This is a genomic window from Nostoc sp., from assembly GCF_036917395.1.
GTDB lineage: Bacteria > Cyanobacteriota > Cyanobacteriia > Cyanobacteriales > Nostocaceae > Nostoc.
Map to the genome: position 1 here is coordinate 77755 of NZ_JBALDI010000003.1, position 20470 is coordinate 98224.

General features: G+C 43.6%; 13 protein-coding genes. 9 read left to right on the plus strand and 4 right to left on the minus strand.

Annotated elements, in window-relative coordinates; genetic code table 11:
• The first annotated feature begins 120 nt into the window (after window positions 1-120).
• Both gyrB and rpoD read left to right on the plus strand, forming a co-directional pair.
• A complete protein-coding gene (gyrB, locus tag V7K46_RS01660) occupies window positions 121-2058 on the plus strand; it encodes a DNA topoisomerase (ATP-hydrolyzing) subunit B (RefSeq protein WP_335110420.1) in 1938 nt (645 codons plus the stop codon).
• 1791 nt (window positions 2059-3849) lie between these two features.
• Window positions 3850-5016 carry an RNA polymerase sigma factor RpoD gene (rpoD, locus tag V7K46_RS01665; protein ID WP_273766849.1) on the plus strand — a complete coding sequence of 389 codons (1167 nt, stop codon included), beginning with the start codon at window positions 3850-3852 and terminating at the stop codon, window positions 5014-5016.
• Window positions 5017-5134: 118 nt separating this feature from the next.
• On the opposite strand, the gene V7K46_RS01670 is transcribed toward rpoD, so the two are convergent.
• Together V7K46_RS01670 and gyrA are read right to left on the minus strand one after the other, a co-directional pair.
• Window positions 5135-5320 (minus strand): chlorophyll a/b-binding protein, encoded by a 186-nt coding sequence (locus V7K46_RS01670; RefSeq protein WP_335022805.1) that lies wholly within the window; start codon window positions 5318-5320, stop codon window positions 5135-5137.
• A 684-nt stretch (window positions 5321-6004) separates the two neighbouring features.
• Window positions 6005-8518, minus strand: coding sequence for a DNA gyrase subunit A (gene gyrA / locus V7K46_RS01675; protein ID WP_335110422.1), 2514 nt, complete (start codon window positions 8516-8518; stop codon window positions 6005-6007).
• A 274-nt stretch (window positions 8519-8792) separates the two neighbouring features.
• Between gyrA and V7K46_RS01680 the strand changes: the two genes are divergently transcribed.
• Window positions 8793-9197, plus strand: a complete 405-nt coding sequence (locus V7K46_RS01680; protein ID WP_273766843.1) for a response regulator — start codon at window positions 8793-8795, stop codon at window positions 9195-9197.
• A 212-nt stretch (window positions 9198-9409) separates the two neighbouring features.
• Here V7K46_RS01680 and V7K46_RS01685 read toward each other — a convergent pair whose 3' ends face one another.
• On the minus strand, window positions 9410-10288 hold the full coding sequence (locus V7K46_RS01685) for a tetratricopeptide repeat protein (protein WP_335110424.1): 879 nt from the start codon (window positions 10286-10288) through the stop codon (window positions 9410-9412).
• Between the two features lie 145 nt (window positions 10289-10433).
• On the opposite strand from V7K46_RS01685, the gene V7K46_RS01690 reads away from it, so the two are divergent.
• From V7K46_RS01690 to V7K46_RS01715, 6 genes are all read left to right on the plus strand, one after another.
• Complete coding sequence (locus V7K46_RS01690) at window positions 10434-11066, plus strand: TetR/AcrR family transcriptional regulator (RefSeq protein ID WP_335110426.1); 633 nt, start codon at window positions 10434-10436, stop codon at window positions 11064-11066.
• A 310-nt stretch (window positions 11067-11376) separates the two neighbouring features.
• Entirely contained in the window at window positions 11377-11928 is a 552-nt protein-coding gene (locus V7K46_RS01695) for a hypothetical protein (RefSeq protein WP_335110428.1), read from the plus strand.
• A gap of 101 nt (window positions 11929-12029) precedes the next feature.
• Window positions 12030-13613, plus strand: coding sequence for an efflux RND transporter periplasmic adaptor subunit (locus tag V7K46_RS01700; protein WP_335110430.1), 1584 nt, complete (start codon window positions 12030-12032; stop codon window positions 13611-13613).
• Between the two features lie 387 nt (window positions 13614-14000).
• Window positions 14001-15281, plus strand: coding sequence for an ABC transporter permease (locus V7K46_RS01705; RefSeq protein ID WP_442939790.1), 1281 nt, complete (start codon window positions 14001-14003; stop codon window positions 15279-15281).
• A gap of 581 nt (window positions 15282-15862) precedes the next feature.
• A complete protein-coding gene (locus V7K46_RS01710) occupies window positions 15863-16534 on the plus strand; it encodes an ABC transporter ATP-binding protein (RefSeq protein ID WP_273766836.1) in 672 nt (223 codons plus the stop codon).
• A gap of 106 nt (window positions 16535-16640) precedes the next feature.
• The gene (locus tag V7K46_RS01715; protein ID WP_335110432.1) at window positions 16641-18077 is read left to right on the plus strand and encodes a TolC family protein; all 1437 of its coding nucleotides are present in this window, start codon (window positions 16641-16643) and stop codon (window positions 18075-18077) included.
• Between the two features lie 99 nt (window positions 18078-18176).
• Here V7K46_RS01715 and V7K46_RS01720 read toward each other — a convergent pair whose 3' ends face one another.
• Window positions 18177-20438, minus strand: a complete 2262-nt coding sequence (locus V7K46_RS01720) for a cation:proton antiporter domain-containing protein (protein ID WP_335110434.1) — start codon at window positions 20436-20438, stop codon at window positions 18177-18179.
• Window positions 20439-20470 lie beyond the last annotated feature (32 nt).

The following is a 20470-nucleotide window of genomic DNA, read 5'->3' on the forward strand; positions in this document are numbered from 1 at the left end:
ATAAACTTCTCTTGAAAATGCCCTACAGACGCCAGCAAGGCTTTTGTGTTACAATTTTGGAGTGTTTTGACTTTTATTTGCCTTTTGGCGAGTTCAACCCCACGCATCAGGAGAGTTTACATGACGAGCAGTTACAGTGCCGATCAGATTCAAGTTCTGGAAGGTCTGGAAGCCGTCCGCAAACGACCAGGAATGTACATCGGTACTACCGGGCCGCGAGGACTCCACCATTTAGTTTACGAGGTGGTGGACAATTCAATCGATGAGGCTTTGGCGGGTTATTGCACCCATATAGAGGTGGATCTCAACGCTGATGGTTCGGTGACTGTAACAGATGATGGTCGCGGTATTCCCATCGATACTCACTCGCGCACGGGGAAATCGGCTTTGGAAACCGTGATGACGGTACTGCACGCGGGTGGTAAGTTTGGCGGCGGTGGTTATAAAGTTTCTGGAGGATTGCACGGGGTTGGTATTTCTGTTGTTAATGCCCTATCTGAGGTTGTAGAAGTTACGGTTTGGCGAGATAAAAAGGTTCATATCCAACGCTATGAACGCGGTATCCCAGTTACAGAACTGCAAGTCAAGTCTTACAAAGAAGCTAGAACCGGAACTTCTGTCACCTTTAAGCCGGATACGCAAATCTTTACAATTAGCATTGAGTTTGATTACATCACTTTATCAGGTCGCCTACGGGAGTTGGCGTATCTGAATGCAGGTGTCAAAATTACCTTTACTGACCATCGTTTAGAACTACTAAAAAGCGATACACCAAAAGTAGAATCCTACAATTACAAGGGTGGCATTAAAGAATATATTGCCTACATGAACCGTGAGAAGCAGCCGCTGCATGAAGAAATTATCTATGTGCAGGGGGAACGGAACAATGTACAAGTGGAAGTTTCTTTGCAGTGGTGTACTGATGCTTACACGGATAATGTACTAGGTTTTGCCAACAATATTCGCACCGTTGATGGTGGTACGCACTTAGAAGGGTTGAAAGCAGTTCTGACTCGGACATTAAATGCGATCGCCCGCAAGCGCAATAAAATTAAAGAGAATGAACCTAACCTCAGTGGTGAACACGTCCGCGAAGGTCTAACTGCCGTAATTTCCGTTAAAGTCCCCGATCCAGAATTTGAAGGACAAACCAAGACCAAACTCGGTAACACTGAAGTTAGAGGAATTGTCGATTCTTTGGTGGGAGAAGTCCTCACCGAATACCTAGAATTTCATCCTGCGATCGCAGACTCAATTTTAGATAAAGCTATCCAAGCTTTCAAAGCCGCAGAAGCAGCCCGTCATGCGCGGGAATTAGTTCGACGCAAATCAGTACTGGAATCTTCGCCATTACCTGGCAAATTAGCAGATTGCAGTTCTCGTGACCCCAGCGAATCTGAGATATTCATCGTGGAAGGGGATTCAGCCGGTGGGAGTGCCAAACAAGGACGCGATCGCCGCACTCAAGCTATCTTGCCTCTACGTGGTAAAATTCTCAACATTGAAAAAACCGATGATGCTAAAATCTATAAAAATAACGAAGTCCAAGCGTTAATTACAGCCCTCGGTTTAGGTGTCAAAGGTGATGAATTCGATTCCACCCAACTGCGTTATCACCGCATAGTGATCATGACGGACGCTGACGTAGATGGAGCGCACATCCGGACTTTGTTGTTAACATTCTTCTATCGATATCAGCGATCGCTCATCGAACAAGGCTTTATTTATATTGCTTGTCCTCCACTGTATAAAGTAGAACGGGGACGTAATCATGAGTACTGCTATAGCGATCGCGAAAAAAATCAAGCAATCGCCAAATTCCCTGCTAACGCCAACTACACCATCCAACGCTTCAAAGGTTTGGGTGAAATGATGCCACAACAACTCTGGGACACTACCATGAACCCAGAGACTCGCAAAATGAAGCAAGTCGAAATTGAGGATGCCGCAGAAGCTGATCGCATCTTCACAATTTTAATGGGCGATCGTGTCGCACCCAGACGAGAATTCATCGAAACCTATGGTTCTAAACTCAACTTCACCGATCTAGATATCTAATATCAATTCCCTAACACTACTCCAATAATTTGTGACATTGGTAATGGGTGAAAACGTATCACCCATTACCTTTTTTATCGTGTCTACATCCCCATTTAATCTATAGCAGTCCTAAATCATTCCTAAAAAAGAAGATCCCCGACTTCGTAAAAGTTGTCGGGAATCTGTGGCTTTCAAGTATTGATTAAGATTCCTGGAACAGACTTTTGGTAAAGACTTTATATCTCAATACGCCTGGGTTAAGGTTTGATCCTCCCTAACCCTTCTTAAAAAGGAGGGAATTAGAGCAAGCCTTTTTAAGGGGAACGGGCACGGTCTTCTCCCTACAGCCCTTTTCAAGACAGGAAACGCTTTTGCGTTCCGGCATCCTACGGCAGGCGCTAGCTTCTGGCAATGTAAGAAGCGCGTTAGATGAGTGCTCATACCCATATAATTTACTTATTGTCAATATTTTACAAAAATTCAATTTCTATTGCTAGCGAAACTACCAACTTTATTGGAAATTTAGTCAGACAATACTCTTTGCACTGACTGGCTAATTAATTTCGCTTACCAGCTATAAACACATTTGTTATGCTTTAATAAAATAACTTAATATTATCTATCAAATAACAATTAATTAAATATCTTGAGGATTTCTCATAATAAAATGAAAAATACTTACTGAAACAAAAGTATTTAATTTTACAATTTATTTACGAAAAAAAGCTTTGTAACCAAATCATCAGGCAATCTTCTGGGTTCTCTCTATTCGGGGTGATGGCTGTTGGAAGCAGACACCATCTGGCTGAAAACTTGTTAATATCTTCATGTACTACGGTCGCGATCGCTATTGTATCGTATGTATCTAATGAACTTTTGTCTTAAATAGGATTATATTGGTAAGTTTGCAGACAAATCGTTTTTGAATTGATTAAAATATCTTTGTATACAATAAGAAGAGTTTGTCAAGTTTCATAGGGCTGAAATCGCCACAGTGCGCTAACCTGTGAATAAGGCCGAATTAGTTAAACCTAAATTGATCTGCTATCAGGTTGATTATGCCATAGCCTCAACTCCTCAGTTAAGGTAATTAGTACGCAGAAGGTTAACTGCTTTCAGGCAAGCACCGTCACCCTTGTTGTATTTACCCAAGGTCAAGACCTGCTTTAGTCTAAGGAATGCTTAATTTATGAAGGAAATGTAAAAATGGATAAATTAAGACTTGTCGTCTGAGTTAACATCCAATGCCCTCTTTCTAAGTAATTAATGTTGTGTAAAATACATGAAATTCGGCAAGAGCAAGCGTACTTACTTCGTAATGTAATAAGAGCGTCACTGCAATTCCAAAAAGTGGAGAAAAAATTTCAGGGTATAATTCCCGTTTTTAATGTCTTTTTGGTAATGGTGGCTAACAATTGCTGTGGGAGTTCATGATTAATACACAAAAAAAGTGCAATTTCTGTGAAACAGGCTACAATCGGAAGAGTCTTTATAGGGAAATCTGCCAAAAGTCTGAATTTGTTTGTATAGAGTGGCAAGTTTTTTGATAAAGGTGAGTCTTTTTTTTGACCAGTTAGTTGAAAGCAGTATGTGATAGCAACACATATAACATTTACTAAGGGGAGTAAGTTACCTTTAGTAATTGCTTAAACTAAAGTAAAAAACCCTCCGACTGGAGGTGCAAAACGTCCGAAAATATTTCTGGCAAATCTGCCAAAAAGCTTATTTTCGATTGACAACTAGCTCGTTTAAAAGAGCAGTAAACACATCTTGAGTAATTGATTCTGCAAGGAGCATGAGGAACGCGGCATGAACCAGGCTAACAACGTACTCGAAAGCTATCAGCCTGACCTAGAAATAATGAATCAGCCTGAGCTCGAGTTAGAAGAACTCTTAATAGACGATGAAGAGGACTTGCTGATCATCGATGAAGGTGACGATGAATTTTTAGAGCCTCAGTCTGATGAGGACGACGCAAAGTCTGGAAAAGCCGCTAAATCGCGTCGTCGGACACAAAGCAAGAAAAAGCACTACACTGAAGATTCAATTCGGCTTTACTTGCAAGAAATTGGTAGAATTCGGCTGTTGCGGGCAGACGAAGAAATTGAATTGGCGCGGAAAATAGCCGATTTGCTGGAATTAGAGAGGGTGCGGGAAAGACTCTCAGAACAATTGGATCGCGATCCTCGAGATAGTGAATGGGCAGAAGCGGTGCAACTACCACTACCAGCCTTTCGTTATCGCCTGCATGTTGGTCGCAGGGCGAAAGACAAGATGGTGCAATCTAACCTACGTCTTGTGGTTTCAATTGCTAAGAAATACATGAATCGTGGTTTGTCATTCCAAGATTTAATTCAGGAAGGCAGTCTCGGTTTGATTCGCGCCGCTGAAAAGTTTGACCACGAAAAAGGTTACAAATTCTCTACATACGCTACCTGGTGGATTCGTCAAGCAATTACCCGCGCGATCGCAGATCAATCCCGCACTATTCGTCTTCCAGTTCACCTCTACGAAACCATCTCTCGGATTAAGAAAACTACCAAGCTGCTGTCTCAAGAAATGGGTCGCAAACCCACCGAAGAAGAAATCGCCACTCGTATGGAAATGACCATTGAGAAGTTGCGGTTTATTGCTAAATCCGCCCAGTTACCCATTTCACTAGAAACGCCCATTGGCAAAGAAGAAGATTCTCGATTGGGCGATTTTATTGAATCCGATGGTGAGACGCCAGAAGACCAAGTTTCCAAAAATCTTCTGCGCGAAGACCTTGAAAAAGTCCTCGACAGTCTCAGTCCTCGTGAACGCGATGTTCTCAGACTGCGTTACGGCTTGGATGATGGTCGGATGAAGACCCTTGAGGAAATCGGACAGATTTTCAACGTCACCCGCGAACGGATTCGTCAAATTGAAGCGAAAGCACTCCGCAAGTTGCGCCATCCAAATCGCAACAGCGTCCTCAAGGAATATATTCGGTAATTATTAGTCATTAGTCATTTGTTTAAAGCGAATGACTAATCACAAACAAATAAAAAAACCTGGTAGTGAATTAGCACTCCAGGTTTTTTTATTTATAGGTCATCTTGAATATTAAAACTTATAGAATGCCCCAAAAATGTAGAAAGCCTTGACCAGAAAAAAGCTCAACCAAAACGGCTGCTAAAAAGCCAATCATTGCCAAGCGACCGTTCCAGATTTCTGCTTGTGGGGTAAAGCCCCAGCGCCAAGCGTTGCGATCTTCAATTACCGGAGTAGTTACTTTTGTTGTGCTTACATTTGTCATAGTTGGGACTCCAAATTTAATTCTTAAGGTTTGTTGCTTTATGTAAACTAATATAACAAATATTTTCGTAAAAGCAACATTTTTGATATTTTTGTTTCCATAGCTTGACATAAATAGAGATAGCGATTTATACAGATTAAAACATCTGCCTTCAGTTAGATTTACAGAGGTAGAAAAATGCTATTTGAATTTTTCCCGTCATAGACAATATTAGCTTATTGATATTAATTATCAAATATTTGTTTGGATTGGTCGTATTGGTAGTTGTTTTGAGCGTCTAGGGGGATATTTGACTATCTCTTTTAAGGGTATTTTAAAGAATCTGCGCGTCTTCTCTCTACAGCCCTTTGGGCATCCTACGGCAGGCGTTAGCCTCTTCACGAATGGGAGAAGGGGAGACGCCAAGGGCGAACAGACTGCAGAGTGTCAAGTTTACTTAAGGGACTTCCAAGTAAAAAAATCTCCCACAAGATTAGATAATTTATTTGTTGGAAATCCCTAAGCAAAAGTTGCTGTCCAGATCCCCGACTTATTCAAGAAGTCGGGGATGTAAATCTAGCTTAGGTAAGCACTATCTCAATATTTTATGCTGCCAATTTGGGAGGCGGCAGCCCTCTCAAAAGGCATTTCTAGTCGGAGACTTCTTTTTGAGGGCAACCCTACAAAAATAGAAACTCACCTTGATTAAGTTCGCACTTCGGCGACGGTGATGATTTTTTCATCGCGGTTGAGTTGGAGGATGCTTTCACCTTTGACATCTCTACCTAAGATCGGCACTGTTTCCACAGGTATCCGCACCACTCGCTCTTTATTCGTCACTAAAGCTACCTCACCAGAGGCGATCGCCATGACCATACCAGCTAAGTTGTCAGTTTTGCTGGCAAATCTCAGCGCTTGCGTGCCTAAATCACCGCGATTAGCCGCTCTTAACTGACTCGCAGCCATTCGCTTGGCATATCCTTCTTGAGTAACTAGCAGCAGCTGGTCATCTTTGGCGACAGTCACACAGCCAACCATTTGCTGATTTTTCAATAGCCGAAATGCTTGTAAACCCATCGCTGTGCGACCCATAATCGCTAATTGTTCATCATTGACTGCAAAGCGCAACAGTCGCCCACCTGAACTAGCTAAAATCAGATGCTCCCCTGGAGTGGTGAACTGGGTAAATGACAATTCATCATCGTCTTTGAGCTTCAAAATCGTGATTCCGCGCCGAGTCAAGTCAGTAAATTCTCCCAGAGACAGCCGCTTAATCCGTCCCTGTTTTGTTAAGAGAATCATCTGCTTAGTTTCGAGATTTTCCGGCAGCAAAAAGCGGCTGACCACAGCTTCTTGAGCGCCTTGAGCAGTACTACTGAGCATAGTAATCAAAGGTTTTCCCCGTGGAGAACGTCCAGTGGTTGGAGGAATTTCTCCCACCTTCACCGGATAGACTTTGCCGCCAGCAGTTAGTATTAGCAAGTCTTTCTCTGTGTCAGTTAAAACAGTTTGGATAATGAAGTCATTATCATGTAGACCATTTTCAGCTTTTGACTTTCTCCCAGATGGCTGAGTGCGGCGCACATAACCCCGTTGGGTAAACTCTAAAACTGCTTCTTCTGCTGGCTGTTCTAATTTTGGATTTTGGATTTTGGATTTTGGATTGTCTTCATCATCTTCTGATCCTCTGTTCTTCTGCTCCTCTGCCCTAAACTTTTGCTCCTCTCCAATTTTTGTCCGCCGGGGATCGCTGTATTTGCGCTTGAGCGATCGCAAATCTTTTTTCAGCGCCTTGAGTAATTCTCGGCGATCGTTCAGCAATTGCTCTAACAATCTAATTTGTTCACTTAGCTGCTCAAATTCCTGCTGCAAATTTTGCTGTTCTAAACTGGTGAGGCGGCGCAATGGCATAGCCAAAATTGCATCTCCTTGTACCTCACTCAAATCCAGTTGGCTACAAAGATTAATTTTTGCCGTACTTCCATCGGGAGCTTGGCGTAAAATTCCAATTACCTGATCCAAATTAGACAGTGCTTTGAGCAAACCTTCTACCAACTGCACACGACTTTGGGCCTTCCCCAACTCGTAATTGTAGCGACGGTTCAGCGTCTGTTCTCGAAAACTCAAAAACTCCTGCAACAGTTGACGCAAACTTAACTGGCGGGGTTGTCCATCTACTATTGCTAGGAGAATTGCCCCAAAAGTCATTTGCAAAGCAGTTTGGTGATATAAATGCTGGAGAACTTCTTGGGGATTGGTATCGCGTTTGAGTTCAATTACTACCCGCATCCCTTCGCGATCGCTCTCATCCCGAAGATCAGAAATTCCTTGCAGGCGACCTTGATTTACTAAGTCCGCTACCTTCTCAATCCAGGCAGCCTTATTCACTTGATATGGCAATTCTGTAATGATAATTGCCGTCCGTCGCTTGCTTCCCCTAGTTGCTGGAATTTCCTCTAGAGTCGCAACTCCCCGCAGCAAAATCCCACCCTTACCTGTGGTGTATGCTTCCCGAATTCCAGTCTCACCAATTATTTCTCCACCAGTGGGAAAGTCTGGCCCTGGAATTAACTCAAATAACTTTTCATCTGACAAATCTGGGTTGTCGATTAAGGCAATTAACCCATCGACAACTTCCCCCAAGTTATGCGGTGGTACATTTGTCGCCATGCCCACGGCAATACCAGAACAGCCATTGAGCAACAGAAACGGCAACTGAGCAGGTAGCACCGTTGGTTCTTGCTGGGAATTATCGAAGTTCCCGACAAATTCCACAGTTTCTTCGCCAATTTCTGTCAGCATTCCCTCATGGCTGATGGGTGCCAGGCGCGTTTCTGTGTAGCGCATCGCCGCCGGCGGGTCATTATCGACGCTGCCAAAGTTACCGTGTCCCGCTAGTAAAGGATAGCGGCTAGAAAAGTCCTGCACCAGCCTCACTAAAGCATCGTAAACTGATTGGTCGCCGTGAGGATGGTATTTACCCAACACATCACCCACCACACGGGCACATTTTCGATAGGGTCTATCTGGTATTAAACCGAGTTCGTGCATTGCATACAGAATGCGACGATGCACTGGTTTTAAGCCATCACGCACGTCTGGTAGCGCTCGCCCGACAATCACGCTCATGGCATATTCTAGATAAGACCGTTGCATCTCGGTGTGCAGGGCTGTTGTAATGACCTGTCCCGTTGAGAGAAGGTTTAACTGTTTTGCCATGAGTTTTTTCCCTGAAATTTAACTACACAAAAGCCGGCGGAACCCAATATTGCAGCAACCACAGCATAACGGATCAAATAGGATTCATAACAAAATTCTGATGGTTACAGAAGAAAAAGCAGTAGTATCATCCTTGATGACGATGACTATTAAAAAGGATGCACGCGAGTATAATCTACATACACTTAGTAGCCATGATACTTACCATGATTGGATTTGTTAATTTTGAATTTTTGAATTCTTGAATTCCCTCACCTCTATAAGTAAAATTCTCATGAAAACTGTTTTAATTGTCGAAGACGATTTAATTAATGCTCGCGTTTTTTCCAAGATTTTGTCCAAGCGTGGCGGTTTAGGTGTGAAACACACTGAAAATGTCGAAGAAGTCATAAAAATTGCCCAATCTGGAGAAGCAGACCTAATTTTGATGGATGTTTCTTTGTCTAGAAGTGTTTACCAAGGTAAGTCCGTTGATGGAATCAAGATTACACAAATGTTAAAATCTGATCCAAAAACAGCAAACTTACCTATTATTTTGGTGACGGCACATGCTATGGAAGGCGATCGCGAGAACTTTCTCAAGCAAAGCGGCGCTGATGGCTACATTTCTAAGCCAGTTGTTGACCATCAACTGTTTGTTGACCAAATCATCGCACTTCTACCCACAGATGACCACTGAGAATTAACGACTTATTTCAGGAATACTCGCCCAAAAACGTTTTTGGGCGAGTATTCTGGAATTTTGTTAGTATATATGTACTACGAAAAGGTGCCATTAAGCAAGTGGTAATCCGAAAGTTATGAGTTATGAGTTGAAATATTGAACTGCCAACTCCTAACTTTTAACTCTTAACTTTTAACTCCTAACTCAGCACTCATAACTCAGCATTCCTATTGGGTAGGCTGTTGTTCAGGGGCTGATGATGAGTTATCTCGTTGCAGTAGGGCTGCTTGAATACGGGGTGATTCTAGGAATTTTTTCGTATCAGACAGTAGGCGATCGCCCCAGAGATTTTCTTTGAGAAAATCCAAACTAGCATAGCGCTGATCGATGCGGAGTGCAGCTTCTCCAAAGGTTAGTCCTTGTTGGCGATCGCCTTTAGTATACAGTGCCACTGCCAAGGCCAATAAAGGTTCTGCGGCTTGCTTCTCAAGAGTTATAGCAGATTGCCATCGCTTAATTGCTCCAGGGGTATCACCCTGTTCGTAGTTGATTAAGCCAATATTGTTCAGCGCCGGCCAGAATTTTTTATCTTGGGAGACGGCTTTATCGTACTGTGTGATCGCATCTGGGAATCGACCCAGCAGAAAGTAAGCATTACCCAAATTAAATAACCCTTCTGGATCATTGGGTTTTAACTTCAAACCGTCTTGATAATTGACAACAGATGCCTGGTAATTTTTCTGCTGAAAATTAGCTGAACCCAAAGCAAACAGAATCTCACCATTTTTGGGGTTGATAGATTGAGCTTTTTTCAGGCTAGCGATCGCCGCGTCAAACTCTTTAGTTTGTAGCTGCAATCCACCTAAGAGCAACCACACCTTCTCATTTTTAGAAGCCAGGTTACTAGCCAGCCGCGCTAGTGGCAAAGCTAATTCAACCTGTTGAAACTGAGCGAGTTGAGCCGCTTCCTGTGCCAACCTCAACCCCTGCTTCTCTGAATCTACTTGCAATGTATGGGGTATTAATGCCTGCGCGTTAGCGGCTTGTGGCATACTCCACAAACTACAAACCATTAGAAGAGAAATCAAACGAACATATTTAGGCACACTACCGCCTTTAAGCCACTAATCAAAGAATCTTTCAGCTAGCTTAAACGATCTCCGCTGTTGACGGCAGTAAAATCTTACGTCATTAGTTCTTGACATCGCGATCACAAAGGCAATAATTTAATAAGTATCTACTTACTTATTTATGTCTCGGATACCCAGAATCACCAATCAGCAAATCTTAGAAGCGGCTCGGCAAGTTTTCCTACAACAAGGATTTGGTGCTTCAACCTTAGAAATTGCTCAACGAGCTGGTATTTCTGAAGCTTCAATTTTCAAGCGATTCTCAACCAAAGAAGAATTATTTTTTGCAGCGATGAGAATTCCAGAAAAACCCCTGTGGATGAACGAGTTGGAATCTCTTTGTGGCAAAGGCGATCTTAAAGAAAACCTAATCAATATTTGTCTCCAGATTATGGAATTTTATCGCGAGGTGCTGCCTCGGATTATAATGCTGCGATCGCAAGGCAATGCGCGAGCAGAACTTGGAGGTAAAGAACCAAAACCCATGCGAGATGTCAAAGTACTAACTGCTTTCCTAGAGCGTGAGATCAACCAAGATCGCCTTCGCCCTTGCGATCCCCAGACAGTGGCTCATATTTTACTAGGATCGGTGATGAACTACGTTTTCGTAGAACAAATGTCCTCCCAAGTCAGTATGCCAACTGCCGAATTAACAATAGGAAGTTACTTAAATTCTGGAGAGCCTACTATTGAAGTATCAGTATTTATCCTGGGTATTGTGGATGTTATTTGGCAAGGAATTGCACCAAGCTAAGATTAAGTAAACCGACGCCGGGACGCTCTTACACCGAGACGCAAAGAGATTTGTAGAAATATTTAGTCGCGTCTCCCCTTGCCCAGTACCTATTATAAAAACTGATGACTTTCGTCATACATCAGTCTGGAATTACTAGTGACTTTGGTCATACATCGGTTGGGAGTTTTTGAGCCATAATTATTATGTATGAATTTATACGAAACAGTAAATATTAGACATCTTGATGCCAAAACAAAAGCAACTGTTTAAATTACTGAATTGGAACCTCAGCAAAATAGAACTTTAATGTAAATAAGGAGTCAATTCCATGTTAAAAGCAAACCGTGTATCGATAGTCTTAGCTGCTGCTGCTCTAATCATTGTTCCCACTATCTTAACTGCGCCTGCAAGTGCCCAGACGAAAGTCTACGTAGTTGGTGAACGTGATCAAGATTGGGATCGCGACGGCAGACGCAACTATAGAGAAGACAGCAACCCTGGAGACAGGCGCAATTGGAACCGCGACGGCAGATCCAATCCTGGAGAAGTCAGAAACCTTAGAGACAGGGGTAATTGGAACCGCGATGGCAGACCCTATCCTGGAGAAGTCAGAAACTCTAGAGATCGGGGCAATTGGAACCGTGACAACGAACCCTATAGCAGAGTAGTCAGACTTGGTAATGGTGACATCAGATATCCCAATGGGCAAATTATTCCTGCTAGATCCATAGCCAGACTGCGTAATCAAGGTTATTTCAGACTTCCCAACGGGGATATTCTTCTTCCCAATCAGGAAATTGTTCCTGCTGGGAGATTAGTTAGAGAGCGTGATGGTTACTACAGACTTCCTAGTGGATTGGTACTGCAAATAAACCTTTAAAACACCAATAACTCAAAATCATTGTCAGTATAGGGCTACCAGGTTATAGTTTTAGCCGTGAATAACTAGCTCGGTAGCCGTTCTTTATAGACAAAGCGGATATGAAAATTGATACACCAAATACCGTAGATTCATCATTTTTGGTTCCAGAGGTAAAGAGAAAAAAGGGCAGACGTAATTGGCTCTCTTGGCTAATTGCTCTTTGCCTTTTAGGTGGAATTGGCTATGGAGTTTATCACCAAGTAACAGTTGTTTCTCGTCAAGAAGCCAGACGCCGGGTGCTGACAAAGCCTGTAGAAAGGCAGAGTTTAACAATCACAGTTTCAGCCAATGGAACGGTGAAGCCTGAGCGGTCAATCAACCTCAGCCCGAAAAATTCCGGCATCTTGAAAACACTGCTGGTAAAGGAAGGGGATCTCGTCAAACAAGGACAGATTGTAGCTTACATGGATGATTCCAACCTGCGGGGGCAGCTTACCTCCGCTCAAGGACAATTGGCACAAGCCGAGGCGAATTTGCAAAAGGCGATCGCAGGCAATCGCCCTCAAGATATTGCTCAAGCACAAGGAGTATTAGACGAAGCCCAGGCGAATCTGCAAAAGGTACAAGCAGGCAATCGCTCTCAAGATATTGCCCAAGCACAGGCCCGCTTGCAAAGCGCTCAAGCCACCCTTCGCCAAGCAGCAGATGATTTTGTTCGTAATCAGCAACTTTACAATGCTGGTGGTATCTCGCTTCAGACTCTCAACCAAAACCGTGCCACTCGCGACAGCGCCCAAGCTAGTGTAAATGAAGTACAGCAAGCACTGGGATTGCAAAAAGCCGGGTCACGTCCAGAAGACATCGAGCAAGCCCGAGCTGTAGTGAAGCAGAGACAGCAAGCTTTGGCGCTTCTGAAAGCCGGAACGCGCCAAGAAGATATTAACGCAGCCCGCGCCCAGGTAACATCTGCTCGCGGATCGCTGCAAAACATCCAAGCCGAAATCAATGACACGGTAATTCGCGCCCCCTTTGATGGTGTGGTGACCAAGAAGTTTGCTGATCCAGGCGCTTTCGTCACACCTACAACAGCCAGTAGTGAAGTAGCTTCTTCTTCTTCTTCTTCAATCTTGTCTCTAGCTTCAACAAATGAAGTTGTCGCAAATTTAGCGGAAACAAATATTTCCAAAACCCGCCTTGGTCAAAAAGTCTCGATTAAAGCAGATGCCTACCCAGGAAAAACCTTTGAAGGTAAAGTCAGCCAAATTGCTGCCCAAGCAATAGTAGAGCAAAACGTCACCAGTTTTGAAGTGAGAGTATCACTTTTGGACCCTCAAAGACTACTGCGGTCTGGGATGAATGCGGAAGTAGATTTTCAAGTCGGTCAAGTTGAAAATGTTCTAGTAGTGCCAACAGCCTCAGTGGTGCGCCAAGAAAATGCCACAGGTGTGTTTGTAGCAGGAAAGAATAACAGACCTGTGTTCACTCCCATCGAGACTGGCGTCACCGCGAATAACTTTACCGAAGTTAAGTCTGGATTGACAGGAAACGAAAGGGTATTGCTCAGTTTCCCACCAGGATCACGTCCGCAATCAACACCACGAGGAGGGGTTTTTCCTGGTCTAGGTGGTGGTGGAGGTGGAGGAAGAGGAGGCAGTGGCGGCGGAGGTCGTTCAGGCGGTGGTTCTGCTGGTGGTTCCCCTTAAAGTGAGTTTTAAATCAATACGGTTTAGTTAAAAAGAGGCAAGGGAGCAAGGGGATGGAACAGAAAGGGGAGTAAAAAGGCTCAACTGCCGAGTAAAAAGGCTCAACTGCCGAGTAAAAAGGCTCAACTGCCGAGTAAAAAGGCTCAACTGCCGAGTAAAAAGGCTCAACTGTCGAGTAAAAAGGCTCAACTGTCGAGTAAAAAGGCTCAACTGTCGAGTAAAAAGGCTCAACTGCCGAGTAAAAAGGCTCAACTGTTGAGTAAAAAGGCTCAACTGTCGAGTAAAAAGGCTCAACTTTTATAACGAACCGCAAAGGACGCAAAGGACGCAAAGGAAGAGAAGGAAGAAATGCTTAACTGAATTGTATTGAGTTTCAAATAAAACTTTATGTTTAAGATATTTAAGGGCTTTTACAAAGCTAAGAATACCCGCACAGTACCATTGCTGGAAATATTGACGATGGCGGCAGAGACTTTGTGGAGTAACAAATTACGCACAGGTCTAACTATGTTGGGCGTGATTATTGGGATTTCCTCGGTCATTGCCATTACTTCTGTCGGTCAGGGAGTGCAAAAGGGAGTTGAGCAACAGATACAAGCATTGGGTACAGATGTGATCCAAATCTTAGCGGGTGCTGCAAGAAGCGGGAATGTCCGTCAAGGAGTAGGTTCTAGCAGCACCTTGACTTGGGAAGATGCAAAGGCGATCGCTACACAAGCGCCATCAGCACAGATGGTTTCTGCTTATCTCCAACGCAGTGCCCAAGTTGTATATGCAGGACAGAACACCTCAACAACCATTTATGGCACTGATTTGAACTACCCAGAAGTCAGAAATACTCACCCCCAACAAGGGAGATATTTTACTCAGGAAGAACTAGATACTGCCGCACAGCTTGCCATTCTTGGCCCGACAGTTCAAAAAACACTCTTTGCACAGGGTGTAAATCCGATCGGTGAGAGAATTCGGATTCAGGGAGAGGCTTATGAAGTAATTGGGGTGATGGAACCTAAAGGCGCTCAGGGGCCGATGGATCGAGATGACCAGATTTTCATCCCTCTAACTACTATGTCTAAGAGACTGGTTGGTAACAATGCCCTGGTAGGCGTTTCTGTAAGTGGAATTTTAGTCAAAGGCGCGAATCAGGAGCAGTTAGAAGCCGCTCAGTTTCAAGTCACCAATCTCTTACGGCTGCGTCACAACATTTATCCGCCGCAAGCTGATGATTTTCGGCTGACTAATCAAGCTGATATTGTTAGTACCTTCACTAGTATTGTGGGTTTATTTACAGTTATGGTGGTAGCGATCGCTGGAATTTCCCTGGTGGTTGGTGGAATTGGCATTGCCAATATTATGCTAGTTTCTGTAGTTGAGCGGACGCGAGAAATCGGGATTCGCAAAGCTGTAGGAGCCACCAACTCTGCAATACTTAATCAATTTTTAGCTGAAGCGATCGTGATTTCCATTGTCGGCGGAGGTATTGGTATGGCAACTGGCGTTTTATTAGCTTTTGTAGCTGCAAACATTTTCAAATTTCCGTTTGTAATTTCTTTATTGTCGATCATTGCTGGCTTTGTACTCTCCTTAACCGTTGGCTTACTCGCTGGGGTAATTCCAGCCCGTAACGCATCAAAATTAGATCCAATCACCGCTTTACGTAGTGACTAAATAATTCAAAAAAATAAAATTTAAAAATTAAAAGCTTCTCTTAAAACAGGTGAATATATGCAACTTGAACTAGATCATATAGGACTACTATTAGATTTTTGAACAATCAAGCTGTTTATAAGCCAATACAGTTCAGTTAAGCAATTTTTCCTTCTCTCTGTGTTCTCAGCGCCTCTGCGGTACCCTGCGGTAAGCCGCTTTGCGTCTACGGTAAAAAAATTGACTTTGATAAAGAGTTTTAACCTTAACCCAAGCGTATTGGCCTATAAGCTTGACTTCTCAGTATACTGAGCAAGATTCAAGTAGAATTCCTATATCTTTGTCTGTGTTGAACCAGAAGCACCACCAGCAGATATACTAACTGCATTTTGGCTCGTAACTACCAATTTTAATTAGATGGTGATTATGGTATTTGATTGCAAGAAATACATTCTATTTACTAATATTTCTACATCCTAATATTGCAGCTTATTTGTAAATAACCTGGGGACTAAATTTTAATTATTCACAGGTTATACAGTCAATGTAATTCTTGAAAAATTCACAACCAACAACTAACAATTTATTAAGCCGAAATCAATATGACAACTATGATTTGGATGGAATCGATTACCAAAACCTATCACTTGGGAGAAGTTAGTGTTCCAATACTCAAGGGAATTCAACTCTCCATAGAGGAAGGTGAATACGTCTCGATTATGGGTGTATCAGGTTCGGGTAAATCCACGCTGATGAATATTTTGGGATGTCTGGATCGTCCCACAACTGGAGACTATATTTTTGAAGGCAGAAACCTGACGACTTTTGATGATGATGAATTAGCCTATATCCGCAACCAAAGAATAGGTTTTGTTTTCCAACAATTTAACCTATTAGCGCGGGCGACAGCGCTGGAAAACGTCATGTTACCAATGATTTACGCTAACTTGCCCAAGCCAAAACGCCGTCAAAGGGCATTAGAAGCCTTGGAAAAGGTAGGACTAGGCGCACGGATATCTAACCGTCCCAGTCAACTCTCTGGCGGACAACAACAACGGGTAGCTATTGCTCGTGCTTTAGTCAACCGACCTGCATTAGTTTTGGCAGATGAGCCAACAGGAGCTTTAGATACTGAAACATCTTATGAGGTGATGAGTTTGTTAACAGAACTTAATGACCAAGGGATCACAATTGTGATTGTCACTCATGAGCCAGATATCGCTGCTCAAACCAACAGGATTATTCGAGTTCAGGATGGTTTGATTGTAGGTTAATTTGTTAATATCAACCTTTTGAGGAGGAATTTAAAATTTAAACCTCTGTAGGTCAATCAGGTGATTGTATCCTCAAAGAAACCTAATTAATGACTACATCATTATTATGAATCTCAGCTTATTCTCCGTACATTCTACCTGGGTTACTGTAGCGTTGGCGGTAGCCTTGCCATCAGGTATCGCTATTCTTTTTCCAAATGCAGCAAGTGCAGTAACTCCCCCAAAAGCGCAGAATTCCTCAAGCTCTGTAAATGTTCCCGATTCTCTCAACCCCAATTCCAATCCTCTCCAATTTCCTACCAAACCGGAGGAAGTAAGGATTCAGCAAACTGTGCCAATCAGTTTGGCACAGGCTTTGGAACTAGCAAAACGCAACAATCGAGACTTACAGATAGCCCTATTACAGTTAGAACGCAGTCGCTCGGCGCTACGCGAGTCTCAAGCTGCCTTGTTTCCTACTCTTGGTCTTGACAGTCGTGTGACTAATAATGGGAATGGTTTTACTAACAATTCATCTCAAAGCAGCACCACTTTCAATGGTTCAGCACAACTGAATTATGATCTTTATACCTCCGGTAATCGAGAGGCAAGTATCCGAGCAGCTGAAGAACAACTACGTGTGGATGAATTTGATGTTGAAACTCAGTCTCTTACAATTAGGTTGAATACCAGCACTCAATATTACGATTTGCAACAAGCTGATGAATTAGTAAGAATTAATCGGTCTGCTGTGGCAAATGCCCAGGCTAGTTTGCGGGATACTCAAGCCAGAGAACAGGCTGGAGTGGGTACGCGGTTTGATGTGCTGCAAGCTCAGGTGAATTTAGCAAATGCCCAACAAAACCTGACTAATTCTATCTCACAGCAGCAAATTGCCCGTCGTCAGCTTGCCACCTTGTTAAGTTTGTCGCAGTCAGTTAATATCAGTGCAGCAGATCCCGTACAACTAGCTGGTCTTTGGCAGCCAACACTGGAAGAAACTATTGTCCAAGCGTTTCAAAATCGTCCAGAATTGCCACAGTATTTGGCACAACGTAATATTTCCGAGCAACGGCGACGACAGGCGCTTTCACAGCTAGGGCCGCAAATTAGTTTGGTAGGCACCTACAATGTGCTAGATCGGTATAATGATGGCGTCAGCATTACTGATGGTTATTCAGCGGGACTCCAAGGAAATATAAGTTTGTTTGATGCGGGAGTAGCAAAAGCGCGTGCGGATCAGTCGAGAGCTAATATTGGGATCGCAGAGTCTCAATTTGCTAGCCAGCGCGACCAAATTCGCTTTGATGTAGAACAGTACTATTCTCAATTGCAATCCAATTTAGATAATGTGCAAACTTCTAGTGTGGCTTTAAATCAAGCTAGGGAAGCTGTGAATTTAGCAAGGCTGAGGTTCCAAGCTGGTGTGGGCACTCAAACCGAGGTGATTGATGCTGAAAATGACCTGACAAGAGCAGAAGGTAATCGAGTCGCAGCTATTTTAGATTACAATCGCGCTCTAGCTAATTTGCAAAGATCAGTCACTTCTAGGGCTTCGCGCTAAGGTCAAATCATTAAAGAAAAGTTTGCTTAGATCCTGAGATTGGTAATCTATGTGAATATAGCTATATTAAAGCAAACTGAATGCATCTAATTAATACAACTATGGTATAGTAATTACCGCTACTGGGCAATGAGCTTTACTCAGAATTGCATCCACTCTGTGACCAAAGAAAACGCGACCCGTAACCATTCGGATACTACTACCGAGAATAATTAGGTCAACTTCCTTGGTTTGGGCAAACTTGAGGATTTCCTTTTCTGGGCTGGTTCCTTGAAGAATATATGTTTTGACATCAGCACCGAGATTGCGACCAGTTGCTGCTTGCTGTTCGAGTAGTTCATGGGCAATTTCCTTGACTGGAGCTAGCGATCGCTGTTCGTAAAGAATATACTCGACCTGCGGCAAATTAATCACGTTAACGATCATCACTAATGCCCCTGTTTGAGCAGCGATCGTACTTGCCATCTCTACGGCATTTTTGCTGTATTCTGTCCCCACCGTTGGCACTAAAATCTTTGTCAGCTTTTGTTGAGCGATTTTGCATATCTCGCCTTTGGTTTGGGGTAGGTGCGACTTCACCACCATTGTTGCACAAGGCGCTTCTTGTACTACCTTGTCTACAAGCAAATTGAACAATGCTTTCTGGGGGCGTATCTGTTCAGAGGCTCCCAGTACAATCAAGTTATAGCCTTTGTTCGCTTCATTCAGAATTACCTCCGCTTTACTACGCCCAGACTCCGTTTTTGTTTGCAAAATGGTATCAGTAGGTAGCTGCATTTCCTCAGTCACAGAGGCAAGAGCTTGCTCGGCGGCGGTGTCTTTTACCTGGGTTGCCGTCCGGCGGGCTTTGTTTTGGGGCTGCTTGTCACTCAGGGCATATAGAGATGTAACTTCTATCGAGTTTTGGTGAGCCATGTGCCCGACTAATTGCGCCGCGAGTTGAATGTTGGGGCCACCGCTAGTAGGTATTAAGACACGCTGAATTTGCTTGATAAAGCTGCGGCTATCCTGCTCTTCTTGTTCCAAACGTCGAGCTTCCTCTTCACTCATAACCACCTTCGACAAACACCAGCGCAAAAGGGGTGGAGCCATTAGGGAAGTGACGATCGCCACCATGACAATAATCGAGTACATCTGTGGATTCAGCACTCCCAAAGATAAACCAATCGTGGCAACGACAATTTCCATCGCCCCACGAGCATTCATCCCGGAACCCATCGCTAAACCTTCCCAATGACTCAAGCCGCCGACGCGAGAACCAATGTAAGCACCTGTAAATTTGCCAACACAGGCAACAACAAGAACAATCAAGCCAAATAGCAACGTCTGGGGGACTAACAGGGTTAGCAAGTTAACTTTCAAGCCAGCTGAAGCAAAGAAAATTGGCGCTAGAAAGGCTGCTGTGAAGACTTCTAGCATGTGTCCAGCTTCATTGCTAAAGCGGCGGGATTGACCTGCTAAAATCCCCAGCACGAAAGCACCTAATGCTGCTTCTAGACCTAACGCATGGGTAAGTGCTGCTGCTGAGAGCGAAAGAATCAGCACAACCGACATACTAGCGGCGATTCCGCCAACGTAGTCATCAACCCAGCGCAAAATCTGGTCTACAATGGTACGCCCAATTGTGAAGGCGATCGCTAGAAATAATACCGCTGCACTCACGGAATGGAAAATTGTTCCAAAGTCAAATTTGCCACTAGTAGCTAAACCTGAAACTACAGAAAGTAAAATCCAGCCGATGGTGTCGTCAGTCATACCAGCAGCTAAGGTGACTTGACCAATGTCACGGCGAATCAGGTTTAAGTCCATCAGCACCTTAGCAATCACTGGTACTGCCGAAATACTCATTGCTGTGGCTATGAACAGACTAAATACTAGTCGCTTTTGTGGGTCGGCTAAAAAAGTATCTGGCAATAGCCAGCCCAGTCCAAATCCGGTAATAAACGGGATAATAATTCCGCCCAGTGAAATCAGCAGAGCCGTTTTACCCTTACGAAGAATCAGCTTGAGATCCGTCTCTAACCCAGTCACAATCAGCAAAAATAACACGCCTAACCAAGAAATCACCGAAAGTAAATTAGATTGTTCTTGACTTTTGGGAAAGATGTGTGTCTGTAAGTCTGGAAGGAGCAAACCAAATAGAGAAGGGCCCAGCAGCACACCTGCCAGTAATTCCCCGACAACAGGCGGGAGGTTAATCCGGCGCATCAACTCACCTAATCCCCGCGCTACCAGAAGCAATAGTGACAGTTGCACCAGCACCAACAGCAGCTCATGATGACCAAGAGGTTTAATTAAACCGTCACCTCCTACTTTCTGTGCAGCGAGTACAGGCACTAACATTAGGGACAGGTTTTGCATATAAGCGTCCAAAGGTTGGATTCCGAATTTTT